The sequence below is a fragment of the Variovorax sp. GW460-12-1-14-LB1 genome (assembly GCF_059423605.1).
In genome coordinates, this window is record NZ_JBWKYF010000113.1 from 1 (window position 1) to 15,951 (window position 15,951).

Consider the following 15,951-nt stretch of genomic DNA (forward strand, 5'->3'; position numbering starts at 1 on the left):
TCTTAGGGCAGCTTGGCCCGCAAGTTGTCGAGGCGGGTGGGCGGGAGCTGAATGGAGCCTTCGTCGTAGGACGTGTCGGAGGTGTCGTAGATCAACCACCCGTCGTCCGTCCAACTGAGCGCGACGCCGTGCTCCCTGTAGGTGCGCTCCGCGAGCAGCGTGGGACTACCCGTGCGATAGAGCCTCAGCAGGATCGTGTCACGGCTGACGAAGGCGAGCCTGGCCGTGTAAGCCCCGCCCTGAATGGGCGACACCTCGCTCCACCACCTGTCGGGATGGTTGTCGGCACGGACGCGGGCCTTCACCTCGAAGCAGTACTTGATGCCAAAGAGAAGGAGGGCGATGCAAAGCGTCCATCGAAGGAGGTGGGCGCTTCGGCGAAGCATGACGCGAGCGCCTCTCAAGGCAGTCTTGCCAAAAAGCGGTCGAGGCGGGTGGGCGGGAGTTGGATGCCGTCGCCCAGGTAGGAGTCGTCTGCGGTGTCGTAGATCAACTCGTGTTCCGTCCAAAGGATCTCGACACCATGCTTCTGGTAGCTGCGTTCAGCGAGCAACGTCGGATCGCCTGTGCGATAGAGCCGCAGAAGAATCGTGTCGTTGCTGACGAAGGCGCGCCTGGCCGTGTAGGCCCCATCTTGGACATCTGAAACACTGCTCCACCACCCGTCGGGATTGTCGTCGGCGCGGACACGGGCCCTTGCCTCGAAACAGTACTTGATGCCGAGGAGAAGGATGACGATCAAGAGCGTCCATCGAAGGATGCGGGAGCCTCGTCGGCACATGGAGTGGAAGTCGGGCATCACAAAGCCACCGTGATCGGCGTGTCGAGTTTTAGCGTGGCCATGTCGGTATAGATGATGAAGTCGCCGCCTTGGTTGTGTTTGCGTTGCCACGCGCGAAAGTCCGAGTTCTTGACCGGGTACAGCACGGCGTCCTTGGCATGCACGTCGCCTTGCGCCACTGGATAGTCGAGCCACCCGATGTTCACCATCGCCGCAGTCTGATGGGCCGGGACGATCGCCACATGGCTGCGGCTCCAGTGGCCAAGGTACTGCGAAGCATGGCCCGCCTCGTCCGTGAATGTGAAGTTGTCCTTCACGTAGACGGAGATGTGGGTCACGACGGCCGACTTGTTCTTGTGATCGAACCAGGCCTGTGAGACCGCCGCGTAGAGGTTGAAGGAGCCCAAGGCGCATGTCAGGTCATCCGGAAGGCCCTCGTTGAAAAGGGACTGCGTGATGAACTGCGTCAACTTCTGACTGAGAGTGCCCTCGACAGGCGACTGTTGAAACTGGAAATCCTTGTGAAACCTCACGATGTCGCTCTTGCATTCCAGCCAAGGCCGAATGTCCAGCCGATTGCGGTAAGGCCGCAGCTTCTTCGCCATCGCATCCCGCGCCCTCGGGGTCTCAAGTTGGGACATCAGGTGGGCCAGTCCCTTTCGGGCTCTGGCAAATTTCAGCACCCAGTCGATCTTGACCGAGGTGGTGTCGAACATGCCCGGCGGATAGGGCACGCCGTTCTGGTTGATGCCGTTTTGTTCGTCAGCCGGCGTGGGCGGATAGTTCAACGCCCCCGCAAACCACTTGTCCATCAAGTCCGCTCCGACCGGCGCGCCGATCTTGCGCATCGCGCCGGGGATGTCCTGGATGTCGAACGGCGGGACGGTCTGGACAGGCTTCGGTTTTTCTTTCGGAGGAGGCGGGGGCGCGGGCGGTGAGTTCAGCCAGTGCCGCACGCTGCCCACGGCATTCGACACTGCCTCGGCGGCGTGGATCGCTCCGCGCACCGTGTTGACGTAAGGGTCTTGCTTGGCGGTCCTCCGTGCAGGCACCTCCACCGATTTCCGCGCGGCGGGGGCTGCCGCAGGCCGGCCCCGCACGGGTGGGGGTGCCCGGCTCGTGGAAAGCGCGATGTCCTCGCGACAGATCTCGCCGGTCTGCGGCGACCAGGAGCGCATGAAATTGTTCGACTTGCGAAAGTCGATCTTCTCGCCTGCTAGCGATGGCATTGTCTGGATCCTCCCTGCTGCCTTCGAGCGCCGATGTGCGTCGTTTCGGCAGACTGGGATGGTCAATGCATGGCGCCTCTTTCGGCGCTTTTCGGCTCGCGGAGAAAAGTCGTTTTCGTGGAATCCGATCGACTTTCGGTATGCGGTGCGGCGCTGCCGTCGCTCACTCTCGGCGACGTATTCCCGGCCGCTTGGCCTCTCAGCCCGCCGCCGCGCCGTGCATCACCGTCGGCTGCCCCATCGCCGGATCGTTGCCCTCGAAGCGCATCTTCGGCAGGAACTGCGGGTACTCGCGCTGCATGAAGTCGATGACGCCTTCGCGCACGTAGCAGCGCAGGTCGAAGGCCAGGCCTGAGGTCGCTGCGGTGCAGAGCACGCGGACTTGCATGGTGCGTTCGGTGGCGTCGGTCACGCGCAGGTTGAAGAAGCGGCCGTCCCACTCGGGCGCGGCCTTCACGAGGCGCTCGACCTCGGCGCGCAGCGGCGCCAGCGGCGTGCCGTAGTCCAGGTAGAAGAAGACCGAGCCGAGCAGCTCGGCCGAGTGGCGGGTCCAGTTCTGGAACGGCTTCTCGATGAAGTAGGTGAGCGGCAAGATGAGGCGCCGGTCGTCCCAGATGCGCACGACCACGAAGGTGCCGGTGATCTCCTCGACGCGGCCCCATTCGCCTTCCACCACGAGCACGTCGTCGATGCGGATCGGCTGCGACAGCGCGATCTGCAGGCCGGCGATGAGGTTGCTGAAGACGGGTTTGGCCGCCAGGCCCGCCACGATGCCGATCACGCCGGCCGAGGCCAGCAGGCTGGCGCCGACCTGGCGCGCGCCGGGGAAGGTCATGAGCATCATGGCGCCGCCGGCCACGACGACGACCGACATGGCGGTGCGTGCGAGCACGCGGGTCTGCGTGAGCACGCGGCGTGCCTGCAGGTTGTCGGAGATGTCCGAAGGGTGCTGCGCGAGCACGCCGTCGGCAAAGCCGCTGATGGCCTTGAGCACGAACCAGGTGCTGGCCGCGATGAGCAGCAGCCCCGTGAGATGCCGCACGCTGCCGATGAAGCGCAGATCGTCCGGCGCCGCCTGCCACACCATCATGAGCGCCGCCAGCGGCAGCACCAGCCGCGCGGGGGCGGTGCAGTTGAGCACCATCGCATGCACGGCGGGCGCCGGGCGGGTGATCCGCCTGAGGACCATGCCCCCGATGCGGTGGGCGAGAAGGGCGAGGGGCGCGGCGATCAGGGCGGCAATCCAGGTGCCGAACCAGGGGTGTGCGAGGAGCTCTTGGGTCATCAGGCGGGGGTGGTCTTTGCTTCTGGGGTGGTGTCGTTCAGTGGTTGAAGAATGCGCGCTGCGTCGTCGCGCAGCTGCGTGGCGAGCGCCGTGGCCAGGTCGAGCCGGCGCACCAGCCAGGGGCTGATGTCGTTGTCGAACGGGTCAGGCAGTGGAATGGGGCCGCCGACGGTGGTGGCCCCCGTGCTCTCGGGGTGAGAGGGCCCTGCGATCGGAATGGTTCCCAGGGCGGCCTCGATGCGTTGCGCGGTGCGCACAAGCGGGCCTTCGATGTCGCCCGGCGTGAGGCGGTCGCGCCGCAGCACGAGCATCGACTTCACGGCGCTGAGCTGCGCGAGCAGCTGGTAGCTGTGGGCCTGCAGATGCTCCAGCGGCTCCAGCGGCGGCTGCACGGCGCGCGGTTCGGAGAGCGAACGCTGCGTGGCCTGCACCAGCGCCGAGAGGCTGTCGTAGGCCTCGCGGCGCGCGAGCCGCCATTCGAGCTCGGGGCTGCTCTGGATGGCCTGCAGCTGGCCCAGGCCGAGCGCGAGCCGCGCATGGCGCGCCTGCGCGGTGAGCACGCGCGCCACCAGCGCCGGGATCTGCGTGCGCTCCCACGAGGGCAGCACGTAGCAGAAGCCCCAGGCCAGCGCGGCGCCGATGAGCGTGTCGGCGATGCGCTCGAACAGTGCAAAGATGGGCGCGGTGCCGGTGTTCAGCATGTGGGCCTGCAGCAGGCCCAGCACGGTCGCGGCCACGGCGGTGACGAGGTAGCGCCGCACCGCGAAGCTGTGGGCAATGGCCTGCGCGATGGTCACGGTCACGAGCAGCATCAGTGGCGAGGGGTGCGCCGACAGCAGGCCCACTGCGAGCACGCAGCCCAGCAGCGTGCCGGCAACGCGGCTGTTGCGCCGCTCCAGCGTCTGCGAGAGGCTGCCGCGCAGCACGACCACGATGGTCAGCAGGATCCAGTAGTCGTGCGACCCCCAGGGCATCGACACCGCGATGCCGTAGCCGGCCGCGATCGCCAGCGCCGCGCGAATGGCGTGGCGCAGCGGCGGCGCGTCCCAGCGCCACAGCGCGAGGAAGGGGCGCAGCGACCAGTCGGTCGGGCTCACGAAGAGCTGCCAGTTGGCGCGCACCACGGCCAGGTTGGGCTCGGCGTCGCCGCGCGCCATGGCCGCCAGGCGCAGCACCTCGTCGTTGATGTGGCCGATGCGGCTGGCCAGCCCGCGCGCGAGCATCGCGGCCGACGGGCCCATCTGACCGTGCGTGTCTTCGTCGTCCGCCGTCACGTGGATCGCGGCCAGGCGCGGGCGACGGTCCGCCACGGCGGCGGGGTGGCGGCGCATGAGCAGCGCATCGGCCAGGCCGGTCGTTTCGTCGGCCAGCTCTTCGAGGATGCGGCGCATCTCGACCAGCGCCTGCGCGTGCGACGGATGGGCGCGCAGGGCATCGAGGTCGAGTTCGCTGGCGAGCAGCTGGTCGCGCATCTCGAGCACGATGACGAGCATGCCGGCCAGTCGCTGGCGGCGCGGCGTGCGCGGCGACTCGAGCACGATGTCGCGCGTGGCCTGCAGCTGGTCGGCCAGCGCGGCCTGCTCGCGCAGCAGCTGGCCCAGCAGCGAGGCGGGGGTGTCGCGGATGTCGCGGGTCTCGTCCTGCGGCGTGAACTGGCTGGCCTCGGTGCGCATGAGCGCGGCCAGCGAAAACAGCACGTCGGCGATCGACTGCGTGCGAAAGCGCCCGTTGAGCAGCAGGTTGGCCAGCGTGGCCCACACCACGTACAGGCCGGCGCCCAGGCCGAATTCGGTGGTGCGCGCGATGGCGTCCGACAGCCCGGCGGGCGCGGGCGTGGCCATGGAGAAGACCATCGAGAACATCACTGCGATGGCGATGGGAATGCCGCGCTTGCCCCAGGCCATGGCCACGAAGGCCATGAAGGTGGCGGGCACCAGCAGCAGCCCGAGGCGGATCGGTGCGCCGTGCAGCATCTGCACCGCGAAGAACAGCGGCAGGCCGATGAGCGGCGCCGGCAGCATCTGCAAAAACTTGCCGCGGCGCGGGCCGGGCAGGTCGGGCGGCGCCGTGACGATCACGCCGGTGGCGGCGGCCGAAGCGGCCAGGGTGCCCAGCCACAGGTGCACCCCGCCCGAGATCACGAGCAGGCCGAGCGCGACGGTGAGCCCGCTCGCGACGTAGTGGCTCAGCGCAATGCGCAACGCCGCGCGAACCCGCGAGGCGGCGCCCGGCCCCGTCATCACTTGGCGGAGGCGTCGCCCTCGGCGGGCGCCTCGCGCTTGATGCGGGTGAGCTTGCGCGGGGCGGCCGGCGCGGCGGGGGCTGCGGCGGCCGGGGCTTCGGCGCTGCCGTCGAGCGGGGCGGCCGTGGCTTCGGTCACGGTGCTGCGGGCGTACAGGTCGACCGAGGCGTCGGCGGGGCTCGACTTGGTCGAGGCCGACACGGCGCGCACGCGGTCGCTGGCGCGCAGCTTGTCGTCCACGTTGGCGAACTTGGAGTACTTGGCGAGCAGCGGCACCAGCTGGCCGTACACGCGCGGGGCGCCGGCCAGGCATTCGCGCTGGTCGAGGAACTCGGGCTCGCCCGTGAAGTTGCCGATGAGGCCGCCGGCCTCGGTCACCAGCAGCGAGCCGGCGGCCACGTCCCAGGGGTTCAGGCCGGTCTCGAAGAAGCCGTCGGTGAAGCCGGCGGCCACGTAGGCCAGGTCGAGCGCGGCGGCGCCGGGGCGGCGCAGGCCGGCCATGCGGGGCATCATGTCCGCCATGATGGCCAGGTACTGCTTGAAGTTGTCGCCGGTGCGGAACGGGAAGCCGGTGGAAATGAGGCACTCGCTGAGCTTCACGCGCTTGGACACGCGGATGCGGCGCTCGTTCATGTAGGCGCCGCGGCCCTTGGTGGCCGTGAACAGGTCGTTGCGCGACGGATCGAAAACGACCGCCTGCTCGATCTTGCCGCGCACCGACAGCGCGATCGACACGCAGTAGACCGGGAAGCCGTGGATGAAGTTGGTGGTGCCGTCGAGCGGATCGATGATCCAGACGAATTCGGAGTCTTTGGCGCCGTATTCGGTGCCCGATTCTTCGGCCAGGATGCCGTGCCCCGGGTATGCGCCCAGCAAGGTCTCGATGATGACCTTCTCGCTGGCGTGATCGACTTCGGTGACGAAGTCGTTGACCTGCTTCTGGGAGATGCGCACGGCCTCGACGTCGAGGGCGGCGCGATTGATGATGGCGCCGGCGGCGCGTGCGGCCTTGACGGCCACATTGAGCATGGGATGCAGGTTGGGGGACGACATTCTGGATTGTGAGAAGAACGGGTGGGAGAGGTCCCCAAGAATGCAATCTGGGCGACCCTGCGGTCCGGCGATGCGGGCGGCGAGAATCGGGCATTTTACCGGCTCAGCCCGTTTGTGTCTTCCCCACCCGTCATGCGCACCCGTTTCATCCTCATCCAGACCAGCCACGCCGGCAATGTGGGCGCCGCCGCCCGCGCCATGAAGACCATGGGTTTCGACGACCTGGTGCTGGTCGCGCCGCGCTGGGCCAACGTGCTGCGGCGCGAGGAAACCATCCAGCGCGCCAGCGGCGCCCTGGACGTGCTGAACAACGCCCGCATCGTCGAAACGCTGGACGAAGCCCTCGACGGCGTGACCCACCTGTGCGCCACGGCCATGATCCCGCGCGACTTCGGCCCGCCCACGCGCACGCCGCGCGAGCACCTGGAGCCGCTGGCTACGCAGGGCGACCAGCATGTGGCCTTCCTGTTCGGCTCCGAGCGCTTCGGCATGCGCAACGAGGACGTCTACCGCTGCAACGTGGCCCTGAGCATCCCGACCGACCCGAAGTTCGGCTCGCTGAACCTGGGCGCGGCCATCCAGGTGGTGGCCTACGAATGGCGCCTGGCGCTGGGCGGCTACGGCGTGCGCGAGGCCATCGCCCCGGTGCAGGCGGCCGACGCGCAGGCCGTGGCCGGCATGCTCGACCACTGGGAACGCTCGCTGGTGGACATCGGCTTTCTCGACCCGGCGGCGCCCAAGAAGCTCATGCCGCGGCTGCAGCAGCTGTTCAACCGCGCGCAGCCCACGCCGGAAGAAATCCATATCCTGCGCGGCATCGCCAAGGCCATGAGTGATGCAAGCCGCGACGCGACCCGGCCGCCGCGCGGCAGCTGAACCGTCACAAAACCCCATCGCGCGTAAGCGAAGACGCCCGGCTTTAGACTGCCCGGCCCCTATCGATATAACGACAACAAAGGCAGCGATGTTCTCTCGACTGCGCGCCGACATCCGGTGCATCCTCGAACGCGACCCGGCCGCCCGCAGCGCCTGGGAAGTGATCACGGTCTACCCCGGCTTCCATGCCGTGGTGCTGCACCGCTGGGCGCACGCCTGTTGGACCCACGGTTTCAAGTGGCCGGCCCGCTTCATCGCGCACTGCGCGCGCGCGTTCACGGGCATCGAGATCCACCCGGCCGCCAAGATCGGCGAGCGCGTGTTCTTCGACCACGCCATGGGCGTGGTGGTGGGCGAAACCGCCGAGATCGGCGACGGCTGCACCATCTACCAGGGCGTGACGCTGGGCGGCACCTCGCTCTACAAGGGCACCAAGCGCCACCCGACGCTGGGCAAGAACGTGGTGGTGAGCGCCGGTGCCAAGGTGCTGGGCGGCTTCGTCGTGGGCGACGGCGCCAAGATCGGCTCCAACGCGGTGGTCATCAAGCCGGTGCCGGCCGGTGCGACCGCGGTGGGCATTCCGGCGCGCATCATCCCGTCGAAAGAAGGCGAGAGCGCCGACGTGGCCGCGCCGCAGAAGTTCTCGGCCTACGGCATCACGCAGGACGACGACCCGCTGAGCCAGGCCATGCGCGGCCTGATCGACAACGCCTCGAGCCAGGAGCACCAGATCGCGCTCCTGTGGCAGGCCATCGAGAAGCTGTCGGCGCAGCCGGGCACCAAGGACTGCGTGCCGGGCGATGCGGCGCGCGGCGAGTCGTTCGAGGCCGACAAGCTGACGCAGCTGATCGGCAAGTAGAAGAGGGGCAGAGGGCGCTGTCGCCGTTCAGGCGGGCGCGGCCCTGTCTCGCCGCAAGTTGTCTTCCAGCTGGTCGAGCGCGTCGCCGTGGTCCAGCGCCCAGCCATAGAGCGCGCGCAAGGGCTCGACGAAGACGTTGCCCAGTGGCGTCAATGCGTACTCCACGCGTGGCGGAACGACCTGGAACACCTCGCGGTGGACCAGGCCGCCTGCCTCCACCTCGCGCAGGGTCAGGGTCAGCATCTTCTTGGAGATACCCGGCAGGGCGCGCTCCAACTGCCCGGTGCGCATCGCGCCGTGGCTGAGGGCATACAGCACCATGGACGTCCACTTGCCGTTCAGGACGTAGTGGATGCGCCGCTGCGCACAGTCCTCGCGCAGAACGAACGGCGTGTCGCCGGGCGGCGCCGCAACGCGCGGGGCACGGCCCGCGCGGTTCATCCGGTTCTTCATGGGCACTTTTTTATCCCTATCGCACTTTTAAGTCACTACTTCCGGGTTGGTGACGTGAAATCTACCATTCCTGTTTCGTTGCGAGGCATGGTGCCCGCCACACGACAGGAGCCGATTTTCATGAAAGCAGCCGTCATCCGATCCTTCGGCGACCCCGATCAGATCCAACTCGAAGAGGTCGCCACGCCGGTGCCGGGCCCGGGCGAAGTCCTGGTCAAGGTGCTGGCCGTCGGCGTCAACCGACTGGATCACTATGTGCGCCTGGGGCAGATCGCCCCGGTCCTCCCGTTCCCGCACATCCTGGGTTCGGATGCGGTGGGCGAGGTCGCCGCGCTGGGCGCTGGCGCTTCGCGCTTCGCGGTGGGCGAGCGCGTGATCGCCATGCCCGGCTACCCGAGCGACCCCGCGCAGTGGGACACCCGCCCGGTCACGGCGGCGGCCAGCTATGCGATTCCCGGCATCCACATGCCGGGCACCTACGCCCAGTACATCGTGGTGCCCGAGCACTGGCTGCTGCGCGACACCACCGGCCTGCCGGCCGAGCAGATGGCCGCACTGCCGGTCTCCTTGCTGATCGCGATCCGCGCGGTGCAGGTCGTCGGCGAGGTCAAGGCCGGCGACCGGGTGCTGGTGCATGCCGGCGCGTCGAGCACCGGCATGATGAGCATCCAGGTGGCCCGCGCGCTGGGGGCGCGCGTCGTCACCACGGTGCAGAACGCGGCCTCCGCCGAGCTGGCCGTGCGCATGGGCGCCGAGCTGGCGATCGACACCGGCACGCAGGACTTCGTCGAGCCCGTGCGCGCCTGGAGCGGCGGGCAGGGTGTCGATGTCGCGATCGACAACCTCGGCGGCGATGTGCTGTCCCGAACCCTCGAGGCCGTGAAGCCCATGGGCATCGTGGTGGCGATGGGGTTCATGGCGGGCACCGACGTGCGCTTCGACATCCGGCGTTTCTTCTTCGCGCAGCAGCAGCTGCGCGGCACGCTGGTGGGCGACATCGAGGACTTCGCCGCCTGGCTCGAGGCAATACGGCAGGGCCGGGTCCGCGCGCAGATCGACAGCGTGCTGCCGCTCTCGCAGGCCGCCGAGGCACACCGGCGCATCGCCGCCAACGAGGCGCGGGGCAGCATCGTGCTGCAGCCCTGGGCGAGCTGAAGCAGGGCGCGCCATGGCCACGGACCCTTCGCTCGCCACGCAGGGCGACGCGGTGCTTCAACGCCTTGAGGCCCTGGGACTCGCACTGCCCGAACCGCCGCCGCCGCTCGGGGCCTACCGCGCAGTGATCGAGGCGGCGGGCCTGCTGCATGTCTCCATGCAGGGGCCGGTGGTGGCGGGGCATCCGTTGCCGCGTGGGCTGCTCGGCGCCGAGCTGACGCTGGAAGAAGGCCGTCAGGCGGCCCGGCTGGCGGTGCTCAATGCGCTGGCCCAGGTGCGCCTGAACCTGGGCAGTTTTCAACGGGTGCGGCAGGTCGTGCGGCTCGAAGGCCATGTCGCCTGCGTGCAGTCGTTCACCCAGCACCCGCAGGTGCTCGACGCCGCCTCCGAGTTGCTGGCGAGCCTGTTCGACACGCGCGCAGGCCATGCGCGGTCGGTGTGCGGGGTGCGCAACCTGCCGGGCAACCTGCCGGTGGCCGTGACCTTGATCCTTGAAGTGGAACCCTCACGTCGCTGAGGGTGCCGACACCGCTGACGCCGCCCCGGCGTTCAGCCGTGCTCATTCCCCCGCGCCTCACTCATTGAAGCGGTGTTGAGCGGCCCGTCGCCGACGTGTTCAGTTCGCTGAGCATGTGCACCAGGCGCGCCGTCGAGCGCGTGCCGAGCTTCTCGCGGATGCTGCGCAGCTGGTGGTCGATCGTGGAGAGCGAACGGTCCAGCTGGCGCGCGATTTCCTTGTAGCTCAGGCCGCCGGCCGCCAGCTTCGCCACCTTCAGCTCTGCCGGCGTCAGCGCCGCGAGGTTCGCCGGACTGTCCGTGGCGCCCGCCCGTTCGCTCTGCGCCTGCGCGAACCGGTGGGCGGCGCTCAGCAGCGGGCCCAGCGCGGTGCGGGCCAGGCCCGGCAACTCGTCGCACACGGCGTGCTTCCAGCGCGGGGCCCTGTGGTGCCAGTCGGCGCAGATCATGCCCACCGGCCGGTCTTCGTCGTGCACGGGAACCGCCAGCTTCGAGGCCGTGCCGGCCTGCATCAGCGTGGCGCGCAACTCCTGCGTGAAGCTGCGCTCCTGCGACACGTCGATGATGGGGGCGATGCCGCTGCCGCTCCAGACGGCGCGGATGCCCGGGTTGGCGGCGCTGAAGCGCAGGCCGATCACCGCAGGCAGTGGTTGCGACGGGCGCTGCACCTCGGCCGCGACCACGTAGTCATGCAGGCGGCCGCTGGCGTCGACATAGCCGCCGAAGCCGGCGTCGACGCGGTCGGCGTCGAGCGTGTCGCGCAGCCATTGCACCGAGATGCGCCAGCAGGCCTGCGGGTCGTCCAGGTACAGCAGCAGCTGCGCGGCCAGCTCGCGGCCCGGTCGCCAGGTGATCGCGCGCTCGCCTTCGAACAAGCGCCGCCGGAGCTGGCGTTGAAGCACAAGGATGTCGTGGTCTTCGAGCATGGATGCCGGGCTGCAGTGCGGAAGTCGAATGCTACGGCCCGGCGTCCCCGGGCGGAAGGGGTCTGCTTCCGATGGCACGCTGGTGTGGACCCGCGACGCTGGCGCCGGTCAGGCGAGCGGCGGCCCTGCGGTCGTCACGCCGCACCGCTGGCCGTCAGCGGGTCGTAGTCCGGCGAGCGCAGCAGCTCGTGCAGCTGGCGCCGGCGCACGCCCATGTTGCCGCCGTCGAACAGCGGGAGCACCAACGCGTCCTGGAGCATGCCGGCCAGCGGCAGGTCGTGGTCGTAGCTGTCGATGCCCACCACGCGCATCAGGTCGGTGATCACGCGCACCGCGGTTTCGGAGCCGTAGATCTTGGCCTGCAGCGCCAGCTCCAGTGCCGCGGGCGATTGCGTGTCCAGCGCGTGGCACGCGCGCCAGTTGAGGTAGCGCGAGGCTTCGATGGCGGTCTTGGCATCGGCCAGCGCATACCCCACGGCCTGGTGCTCGATGATCGGAAGGGCGCCGCCGCGGCATTGGGTCTTGGCGAAGTGCAGGGAGAAATCGAAGGCCCCCTGCATCAGGGCCGTGCCGAACACGCCGACCAGCGCCGCCGTCGCCGAGAAGCTGGCGGCCACCAGGCCCTTGCCGCTGCCCACCGGTCCCAGCACGTTGGCCTGCGCGGTGCGCACGCCCTCGAGGCGAAAGCGGGGCGTGAGGTGCGCGCGGTGGCCCATCGAATCGTGATAACGCTCCACCACGATGCCGCCCTCGGGCCGCGGCACGACCAGCACCGACAGCCCGCTGTCGGGCGACGCGTCGGGGTCGGTGCGGCACACCACGCACAGCAGGTCGGCGCCTTGCTCGTCCCATCCGGTCGCGCTCGAAATCCACTGCTTGGTGCCGTCGATGACCCATTGCCCGCCCTCGAGCCGGGCGCGCGTGCGCGTGCCTTCGCCAGGGGCTGCGGCATCGAAGTTGGCGCTGCCGCCAGGCTCGCTATTGCACAGGGCGGCCAAGGGCGCACCGGAGCCTTCCAGGAACGGCCCGAGAAACGCCTTCTGCTGCTCGGGCGAGCCCCCGATCGTCACGGGCAGCAGGCCCAGCAGCGTGGCGAACATCGTGAGCGACACGTTGGGGTCGACGCGATAGAACTCCTCGGCCACCACGGCCATGTCCAGCATGCCCGTGCCTTCGCCGCCGAAAGGCATCGGGATGATGCGCCGCAGGAACCCGGCCTTCACCAGCTGTGCGTAGAACGGACGCGTGGCGACGAAGCGCGCCAGCGGCGTGGGCAGGTGGCGCGTGGCCGGAGCGACCTCGGTCAGTACGCTGCGCGCGAAACGGCGAGCCGACAGTTGCAACTCGCGCTGCGCGGGGGTGAGGGTGAAGTCGATCGGCATGGTGTCTCCGTTGTAGGTCTGTCCGGCTCGCGGCCCCAAGGTCGCAGGGCGGATGCGCCGGGTCGGCGGAATTGTCTGCCGGGGTCGGCCGCACCGCCTTCGCGAACATTCGCGATGCCGGTGGGCGCGTCAGGCCCTGCCCAAGGGAGAAAAAGAGGCCGTGCGGCACGCATGCGCATCGGCGCGGAGCCCGGCCACACAGCCTCGACACGCACCATTGAAGTTCGCTCGACGGCGGTCGAAGCACGACCCCCGCATCGCCCAGCGTGGCGCTGGGCCCGATGTCAGGAGCGCTTGGCGGAGGCGCCGTGCAGCGTGCCGTGCACGTGCCCCGCGTGCTGGCCGAAGGTCTCGGGTGCGAGCGCGGCGGTGTCCAGCTCCTGCAGGATGCCGCAGGCGCTGGCCGATTCGGGGCCGCCGCACTGCAGGCGCAAGGCCTTCAGCTGCTTTTCGAGCGTCTTCAGCTCGGCGATGCGCGAGGCCACGTGGCCGATGTGGTCGTCCAGCAGCTGGTTCACCTCGCCGCAGTCGTCCTGTGGCGCATCGCGGAATTTCAGCAGGCTGCGGATCTCGTCGAGCGTCATGTCCAGCGAGCGGCAGCGGCGGATGAAGCCCAGGCGCTGGGCATGCTCGTCGTCGTAGATGCGGTAGTTGCCGTCGGTGCGCGCGGGCGCGGGCAGCAGCTGTTCGCGCTCGTAGTACCGGATGGTTTCGACCGGCGTGTTCGTGGCCTTGGCCAGTTCACCGATTTTCATGATGCGGCATCTCAAGGAAGTGGCAATCAACGGTTGACTCTACACCTGCTTCAGGGTTTCCAATGAATGCATGACAAATCAGACCACCCTGAATCAGCCGGTGCCACGCGCTGCGCCGCATGACCACGCCCATGACCACGCCCATGACCACGGGCACAGCCACGGACATGACCACGCGCACGACCATGCGCACGATCACGCCCCCGCCGCGCCGGCAACGGCCTGCTGCGGCAGCGCGGTGTGCGGCAGTGCCCCGGCATCGGCCGAGCCGGCCGATCTGCCGAAGGGCGCCGTGCTGTTTCGCATTCCCACCATGGACTGCGCGGTGGAAGAGTCCGAGATCCGCCGCGCCCTCGAGCCCGTTGCGGGCGTGAAGGCCCTGCGCTTTCGCCTGAGCGAACGCACGCTGGCCCTCACGACCGAAGACGGCGCGCTGCCCGCCGCGCTCGACGCCATCCGCCAGGCCGGCTTCAAGCCCGAGCCGGTGGCATCGTCGGCGGGGCAGAAGGCCGAGCCCGCGCGCTTCGCCGGCATGTCGACCGGCCTGGCGCGCCTCGTGGCCGCGCTGGTGCTGGCCATCGCGGCCGAGACCGTGTCGTTCCTTGCGCTCGACGGCGTGGGCTTCATGGCCGCCGAGATGGGGCTCGCGCTCGCGGCCATCGCGCTGGCCGGCCTGGACACCTACAAGAAGGGCTTTGCCGCGCTGGTGCGCGGGCGCCTCAACATCAATGCGCTGATGGCCGTCGCCGTCACGGGCGCCTTCATCATCGGCCAGTGGCCCGAGGCCGCGATGGTGATGGCGCTGTACGCCATTGCCGAGCTCATCGAGGCCCGCGCCGTCGACCGTGCGCGCAACGCCATCCAGAGCCTGCTCGCGCTGGCGCCCGAACAGGCCGAGGTGCGGCAGCCCGACGGCAGCTGGCAGACCGTGCGCGCCGATGCGGTGGCGCTCAATGCTGTCGCGCGCATCCGACCCGGCGAGCGCGTGCCGCTGGACGGCGTGGTGCTCGAAGGCACCAGCGCCATCGACCAGGCGCCGGTCACGGGCGAGAGCATTCCGGTCGACAAGGCCGCGGGCGACGCGGTGTTTGCCGGCACCATCAACCAGACCGGCGCGCTGGTGTTCCGCGTGACGGCCGTGGCGGCCAACACCACGCTCGCGCGCATCATCCACGCGGTCGAAGAGGCGCAGGGTTCGCGCGCGCCCACGCAGCGCTTCGTCGACCGGTTCGCCGCCATCTACACGCCCACCGTCTTCGTGCTGGCACTGGCCATCGCGGTGCTCACGCCGTGGCTGCTGGGCTGGACCTGGGTGCAGGCGGTCTACAAGGCGCTGGTGCTGCTGGTCATCGCCTGCCCGTGCGCGCTGGTCATCTCCACGCCCGTGACGGTCGTGAGCGCGCTGGCCTCGGCCGCGCGGCGCGGCATTCTCATCAAGGGCGGCACGTACCTCGAAGAGGCGCGCAAGCTCAAGGCCGTGGCGCTCGACAAGACCGGCACCATCACCGAAGGCAAGCCCAAGCTGGTCGAGTCGGTGCTGATCGACAAGGCCGGTGGCGATGAAGGCGCGGTGTACGCGCTGGCGGCCAACATCGCCGGCCGCTCCGACCACCCGGTGTCGAAGGCCATCGCCCAGGGCCTGGGTGGGGCGGTCGAAGAGGTGGGTGACTTCACCGCGCTGCCCGGACGCGGCGTGCAGGCCACGCACGCCGGCCAGACCTACGTGCTGGGCAACCACCGCTTGATCGAAGAGCGTGGCCTGTGCTCCCCGGCACTCGAAGCCGAGCTGAAGCGGCACGAAGAAGCCGGCCGCACGGTGACGCTGCTCGCATCGGACACCTCGGTGCTGGCGCTGTTCGCAGTGGCCGACACCATCAAGCCCTCGTCGCAGGCGGCCGTGGCCGAGCTGCGCGCGCTGGGCGTGACGCCCGTCATGCTCACCGGCGACAACACTGCCACCGCGAAGACCATCGGTGCGCACGCCGGCATCGACGACGTGCGCGGCAACCTGCTGCCCGAAGAAAAGCTGGGCGCCATCCAGGCCCTGCAGCAGCGCTACGGCGCCGTCGCGATGACCGGCGACGGCATCAACGACGCCCCCGCGCTCGCCAGGGCCGACATCGGCTTCGCCATGGGCGGCGCGGGCACCGACACCGCCATGGAAGCGGCCGACGTGGTCATCATGAACGACGACCTGCGCCGCATCCCCGAGACCATCCGCCTGTCGCGCCGCGCGCATGCCGTGCTGTGGCAGAACATCACCCTCGCACTCGGCATCAAGGGCGTGTTCTTCGTGCTCGCGGTGTTCGGCAGTGCGACCATGTGGATGGCGGTGTTTGCCGACATGGGCGCGAGCCTGCTGGTGGTGGCGAACGGGTTGCGGCTGATGCGCATGCCCAAGGAGTGAGTGGGGGCGGGGCTCGAGCGAGGGGCCCCGGG

General features: G+C 69.2%; 15 protein-coding genes. 5 read left to right on the plus strand and 10 right to left on the minus strand.

Annotated features, from left to right (window positions below; translation table 11 throughout):
• Window positions 1-2: 2 nt before the first annotated feature.
• From AC07Y4_RS31145 to AC07Y4_RS31170, 6 genes are all read right to left on the minus strand, one after another.
• Window positions 3-386, minus strand: coding sequence for a hypothetical protein (locus AC07Y4_RS31145; protein ID WP_159270982.1), 384 nt, complete (start codon window positions 384-386; stop codon window positions 3-5).
• Between the two features lie 14 nt (window positions 387-400).
• A complete protein-coding gene (locus tag AC07Y4_RS31150; RefSeq protein ID WP_495275584.1) occupies window positions 401-742 on the minus strand; it encodes a hypothetical protein in 342 nt (113 codons plus the stop codon).
• 56 nt (window positions 743-798) lie between these two features.
• On the minus strand, window positions 799-2,010 hold the full coding sequence (locus tag AC07Y4_RS31155) for a DUF6402 family protein (protein ID WP_159270984.1): 1,212 nt from the start codon (window positions 2,008-2,010) through the stop codon (window positions 799-801).
• 199 nt (window positions 2,011-2,209) lie between these two features.
• Complete coding sequence (locus tag AC07Y4_RS31160; protein WP_159270985.1) at window positions 2,210-3,295, minus strand: mechanosensitive ion channel family protein; 1,086 nt, start codon at window positions 3,293-3,295, stop codon at window positions 2,210-2,212.
• On the minus strand, window positions 3,295-5,535 hold the full coding sequence (locus tag AC07Y4_RS31165) for an FUSC family protein (RefSeq protein ID WP_070063164.1): 2,241 nt from the start codon (window positions 5,533-5,535) through the stop codon (window positions 3,295-3,297). Before AC07Y4_RS31165 ends, AC07Y4_RS31160 begins: the two co-directional genes overlap by 1 nt.
• Window positions 5,535-6,590: an inositol monophosphatase family protein gene (locus tag AC07Y4_RS31170; protein ID WP_307693475.1), complete on the minus strand. Its 1,056-nt coding sequence runs from the start codon at window positions 6,588-6,590 to the stop codon at window positions 5,535-5,537. The genes AC07Y4_RS31165 and AC07Y4_RS31170 overlap by 1 nt, the downstream gene beginning before the upstream one ends.
• A 132-nt stretch (window positions 6,591-6,722) precedes the next feature.
• Between AC07Y4_RS31170 and AC07Y4_RS31175 the strand changes: the two genes are divergently transcribed.
• Together AC07Y4_RS31175 and cysE are read left to right on the plus strand one after the other, a co-directional pair.
• Window positions 6,723-7,466, plus strand: coding sequence for an RNA methyltransferase (locus AC07Y4_RS31175; RefSeq protein WP_495275585.1), 744 nt, complete (start codon window positions 6,723-6,725; stop codon window positions 7,464-7,466).
• Window positions 7,426-8,325: a serine O-acetyltransferase gene (gene cysE, locus AC07Y4_RS31180; protein WP_495275586.1), complete on the plus strand. Its 900-nt coding sequence runs from the start codon at window positions 7,426-7,428 to the stop codon at window positions 8,323-8,325. Before AC07Y4_RS31175 ends, cysE begins: the two co-directional genes overlap by 41 nt.
• 27 nt (window positions 8,326-8,352) lie before the next feature.
• Here the strand turns inward: cysE and AC07Y4_RS31185 are convergent, their stop codons facing one another.
• The gene (locus AC07Y4_RS31185) at window positions 8,353-8,778 is read right to left on the minus strand and encodes a winged helix-turn-helix transcriptional regulator (protein ID WP_495275587.1); all 426 of its coding nucleotides are present in this window, start codon (window positions 8,776-8,778) and stop codon (window positions 8,353-8,355) included.
• 120 nt (window positions 8,779-8,898) lie between these two features.
• Between AC07Y4_RS31185 and AC07Y4_RS31190 the strand changes: the two genes are divergently transcribed.
• Together AC07Y4_RS31190 and AC07Y4_RS31195 are read left to right on the plus strand one after the other, a co-directional pair.
• Window positions 8,899-9,933, plus strand: coding sequence for a quinone oxidoreductase family protein (locus AC07Y4_RS31190; protein ID WP_495275588.1), 1,035 nt, complete (start codon window positions 8,899-8,901; stop codon window positions 9,931-9,933).
• Window positions 9,934-9,946: 13 nt separating this feature from the next.
• On the plus strand, window positions 9,947-10,450 hold the full coding sequence (locus tag AC07Y4_RS31195) for a RidA family protein (protein WP_495275589.1): 504 nt from the start codon (window positions 9,947-9,949) through the stop codon (window positions 10,448-10,450).
• Between the two features lie 61 nt (window positions 10,451-10,511).
• Here the strand turns inward: AC07Y4_RS31195 and AC07Y4_RS31200 are convergent, their stop codons facing one another.
• The 3 genes from AC07Y4_RS31200 to cadR all read right to left on the minus strand — a co-directional run bounded on the left by AC07Y4_RS31200 (window position 10,512) and on the right by cadR (window position 13,512).
• Entirely contained in the window at window positions 10,512-11,375 is an 864-nt protein-coding gene (locus tag AC07Y4_RS31200; protein ID WP_495275590.1) for a LuxR C-terminal-related transcriptional regulator, read from the minus strand.
• Window positions 11,376-11,509: 134 nt separating this feature from the next.
• Window positions 11,510-12,757, minus strand: coding sequence for an acyl-CoA dehydrogenase family protein (locus tag AC07Y4_RS31205; protein ID WP_495275591.1), 1,248 nt, complete (start codon window positions 12,755-12,757; stop codon window positions 11,510-11,512).
• A 284-nt stretch (window positions 12,758-13,041) separates the two neighbouring features.
• Entirely contained in the window at window positions 13,042-13,512 is a 471-nt protein-coding gene (gene cadR, locus AC07Y4_RS31210; protein WP_095746108.1) for a Cd(II)/Pb(II)-responsive transcriptional regulator, read from the minus strand.
• A gap of 70 nt (window positions 13,513-13,582) precedes the next feature.
• Between cadR and AC07Y4_RS31215 the strand changes: the two genes are divergently transcribed.
• Window positions 13,583-15,919: a heavy metal translocating P-type ATPase gene (locus AC07Y4_RS31215; RefSeq protein ID WP_495275592.1), complete on the plus strand. Its 2,337-nt coding sequence runs from the start codon at window positions 13,583-13,585 to the stop codon at window positions 15,917-15,919.
• Window positions 15,920-15,951: the final 32 nt, after the last annotated feature.

What these genes read in the sequence shown, in the direction of transcription:
- AC07Y4_RS31145 (WP_159270982.1), bottom strand. Translation starts at nt 386, where the DNA reads ATGCTTCGCCGAAGCGCCCACCTCCTTCGATGGACGCTTTGCATCGCC.
- AC07Y4_RS31155 (WP_159270984.1), bottom strand. Translation starts at nt 2,010, where the DNA reads ATGCCATCGCTAGCAGGCGAGAAGATCGACTTTCGCAAGTCGAACAAT.
- AC07Y4_RS31160 (WP_159270985.1), bottom strand. Translation starts at nt 3,295, where the DNA reads ATGACCCAAGAGCTCCTCGCACACCCCTGGTTCGGCACCTGGATTGCC.
- AC07Y4_RS31165 (WP_070063164.1), bottom strand. Translation starts at nt 5,535, where the DNA reads ATGACGGGGCCGGGCGCCGCCTCGCGGGTTCGCGCGGCGTTGCGCATT.
- AC07Y4_RS31170 (WP_307693475.1), bottom strand. Translation starts at nt 6,590, where the DNA reads ATGTCGTCCCCCAACCTGCATCCCATGCTCAATGTGGCCGTCAAGGCC.
- AC07Y4_RS31175 (WP_495275585.1), top strand. Translation starts at nt 6,723, where the DNA reads ATGCGCACCCGTTTCATCCTCATCCAGACCAGCCACGCCGGCAATGTG.
- cysE (WP_495275586.1), top strand. Translation starts at nt 7,426, where the DNA reads ATGCAAGCCGCGACGCGACCCGGCCGCCGCGCGGCAGCTGAACCGTCA.
- AC07Y4_RS31185 (WP_495275587.1), bottom strand. Translation starts at nt 8,778, where the DNA reads ATGAAGAACCGGATGAACCGCGCGGGCCGTGCCCCGCGCGTTGCGGCG.
- AC07Y4_RS31190 (WP_495275588.1), top strand. Translation starts at nt 8,899, where the DNA reads ATGAAAGCAGCCGTCATCCGATCCTTCGGCGACCCCGATCAGATCCAA.
- AC07Y4_RS31195 (WP_495275589.1), top strand. Translation starts at nt 9,947, where the DNA reads ATGGCCACGGACCCTTCGCTCGCCACGCAGGGCGACGCGGTGCTTCAA.
- AC07Y4_RS31200 (WP_495275590.1), bottom strand. Translation starts at nt 11,375, where the DNA reads ATGCTCGAAGACCACGACATCCTTGTGCTTCAACGCCAGCTCCGGCGG.
- AC07Y4_RS31205 (WP_495275591.1), bottom strand. Translation starts at nt 12,757, where the DNA reads ATGCCGATCGACTTCACCCTCACCCCCGCGCAGCGCGAGTTGCAACTG.
- cadR (WP_095746108.1), bottom strand. Translation starts at nt 13,512, where the DNA reads ATGAAAATCGGTGAACTGGCCAAGGCCACGAACACGCCGGTCGAAACC.
- AC07Y4_RS31215 (WP_495275592.1), top strand. Translation starts at nt 13,583, where the DNA reads ATGACAAATCAGACCACCCTGAATCAGCCGGTGCCACGCGCTGCGCCG.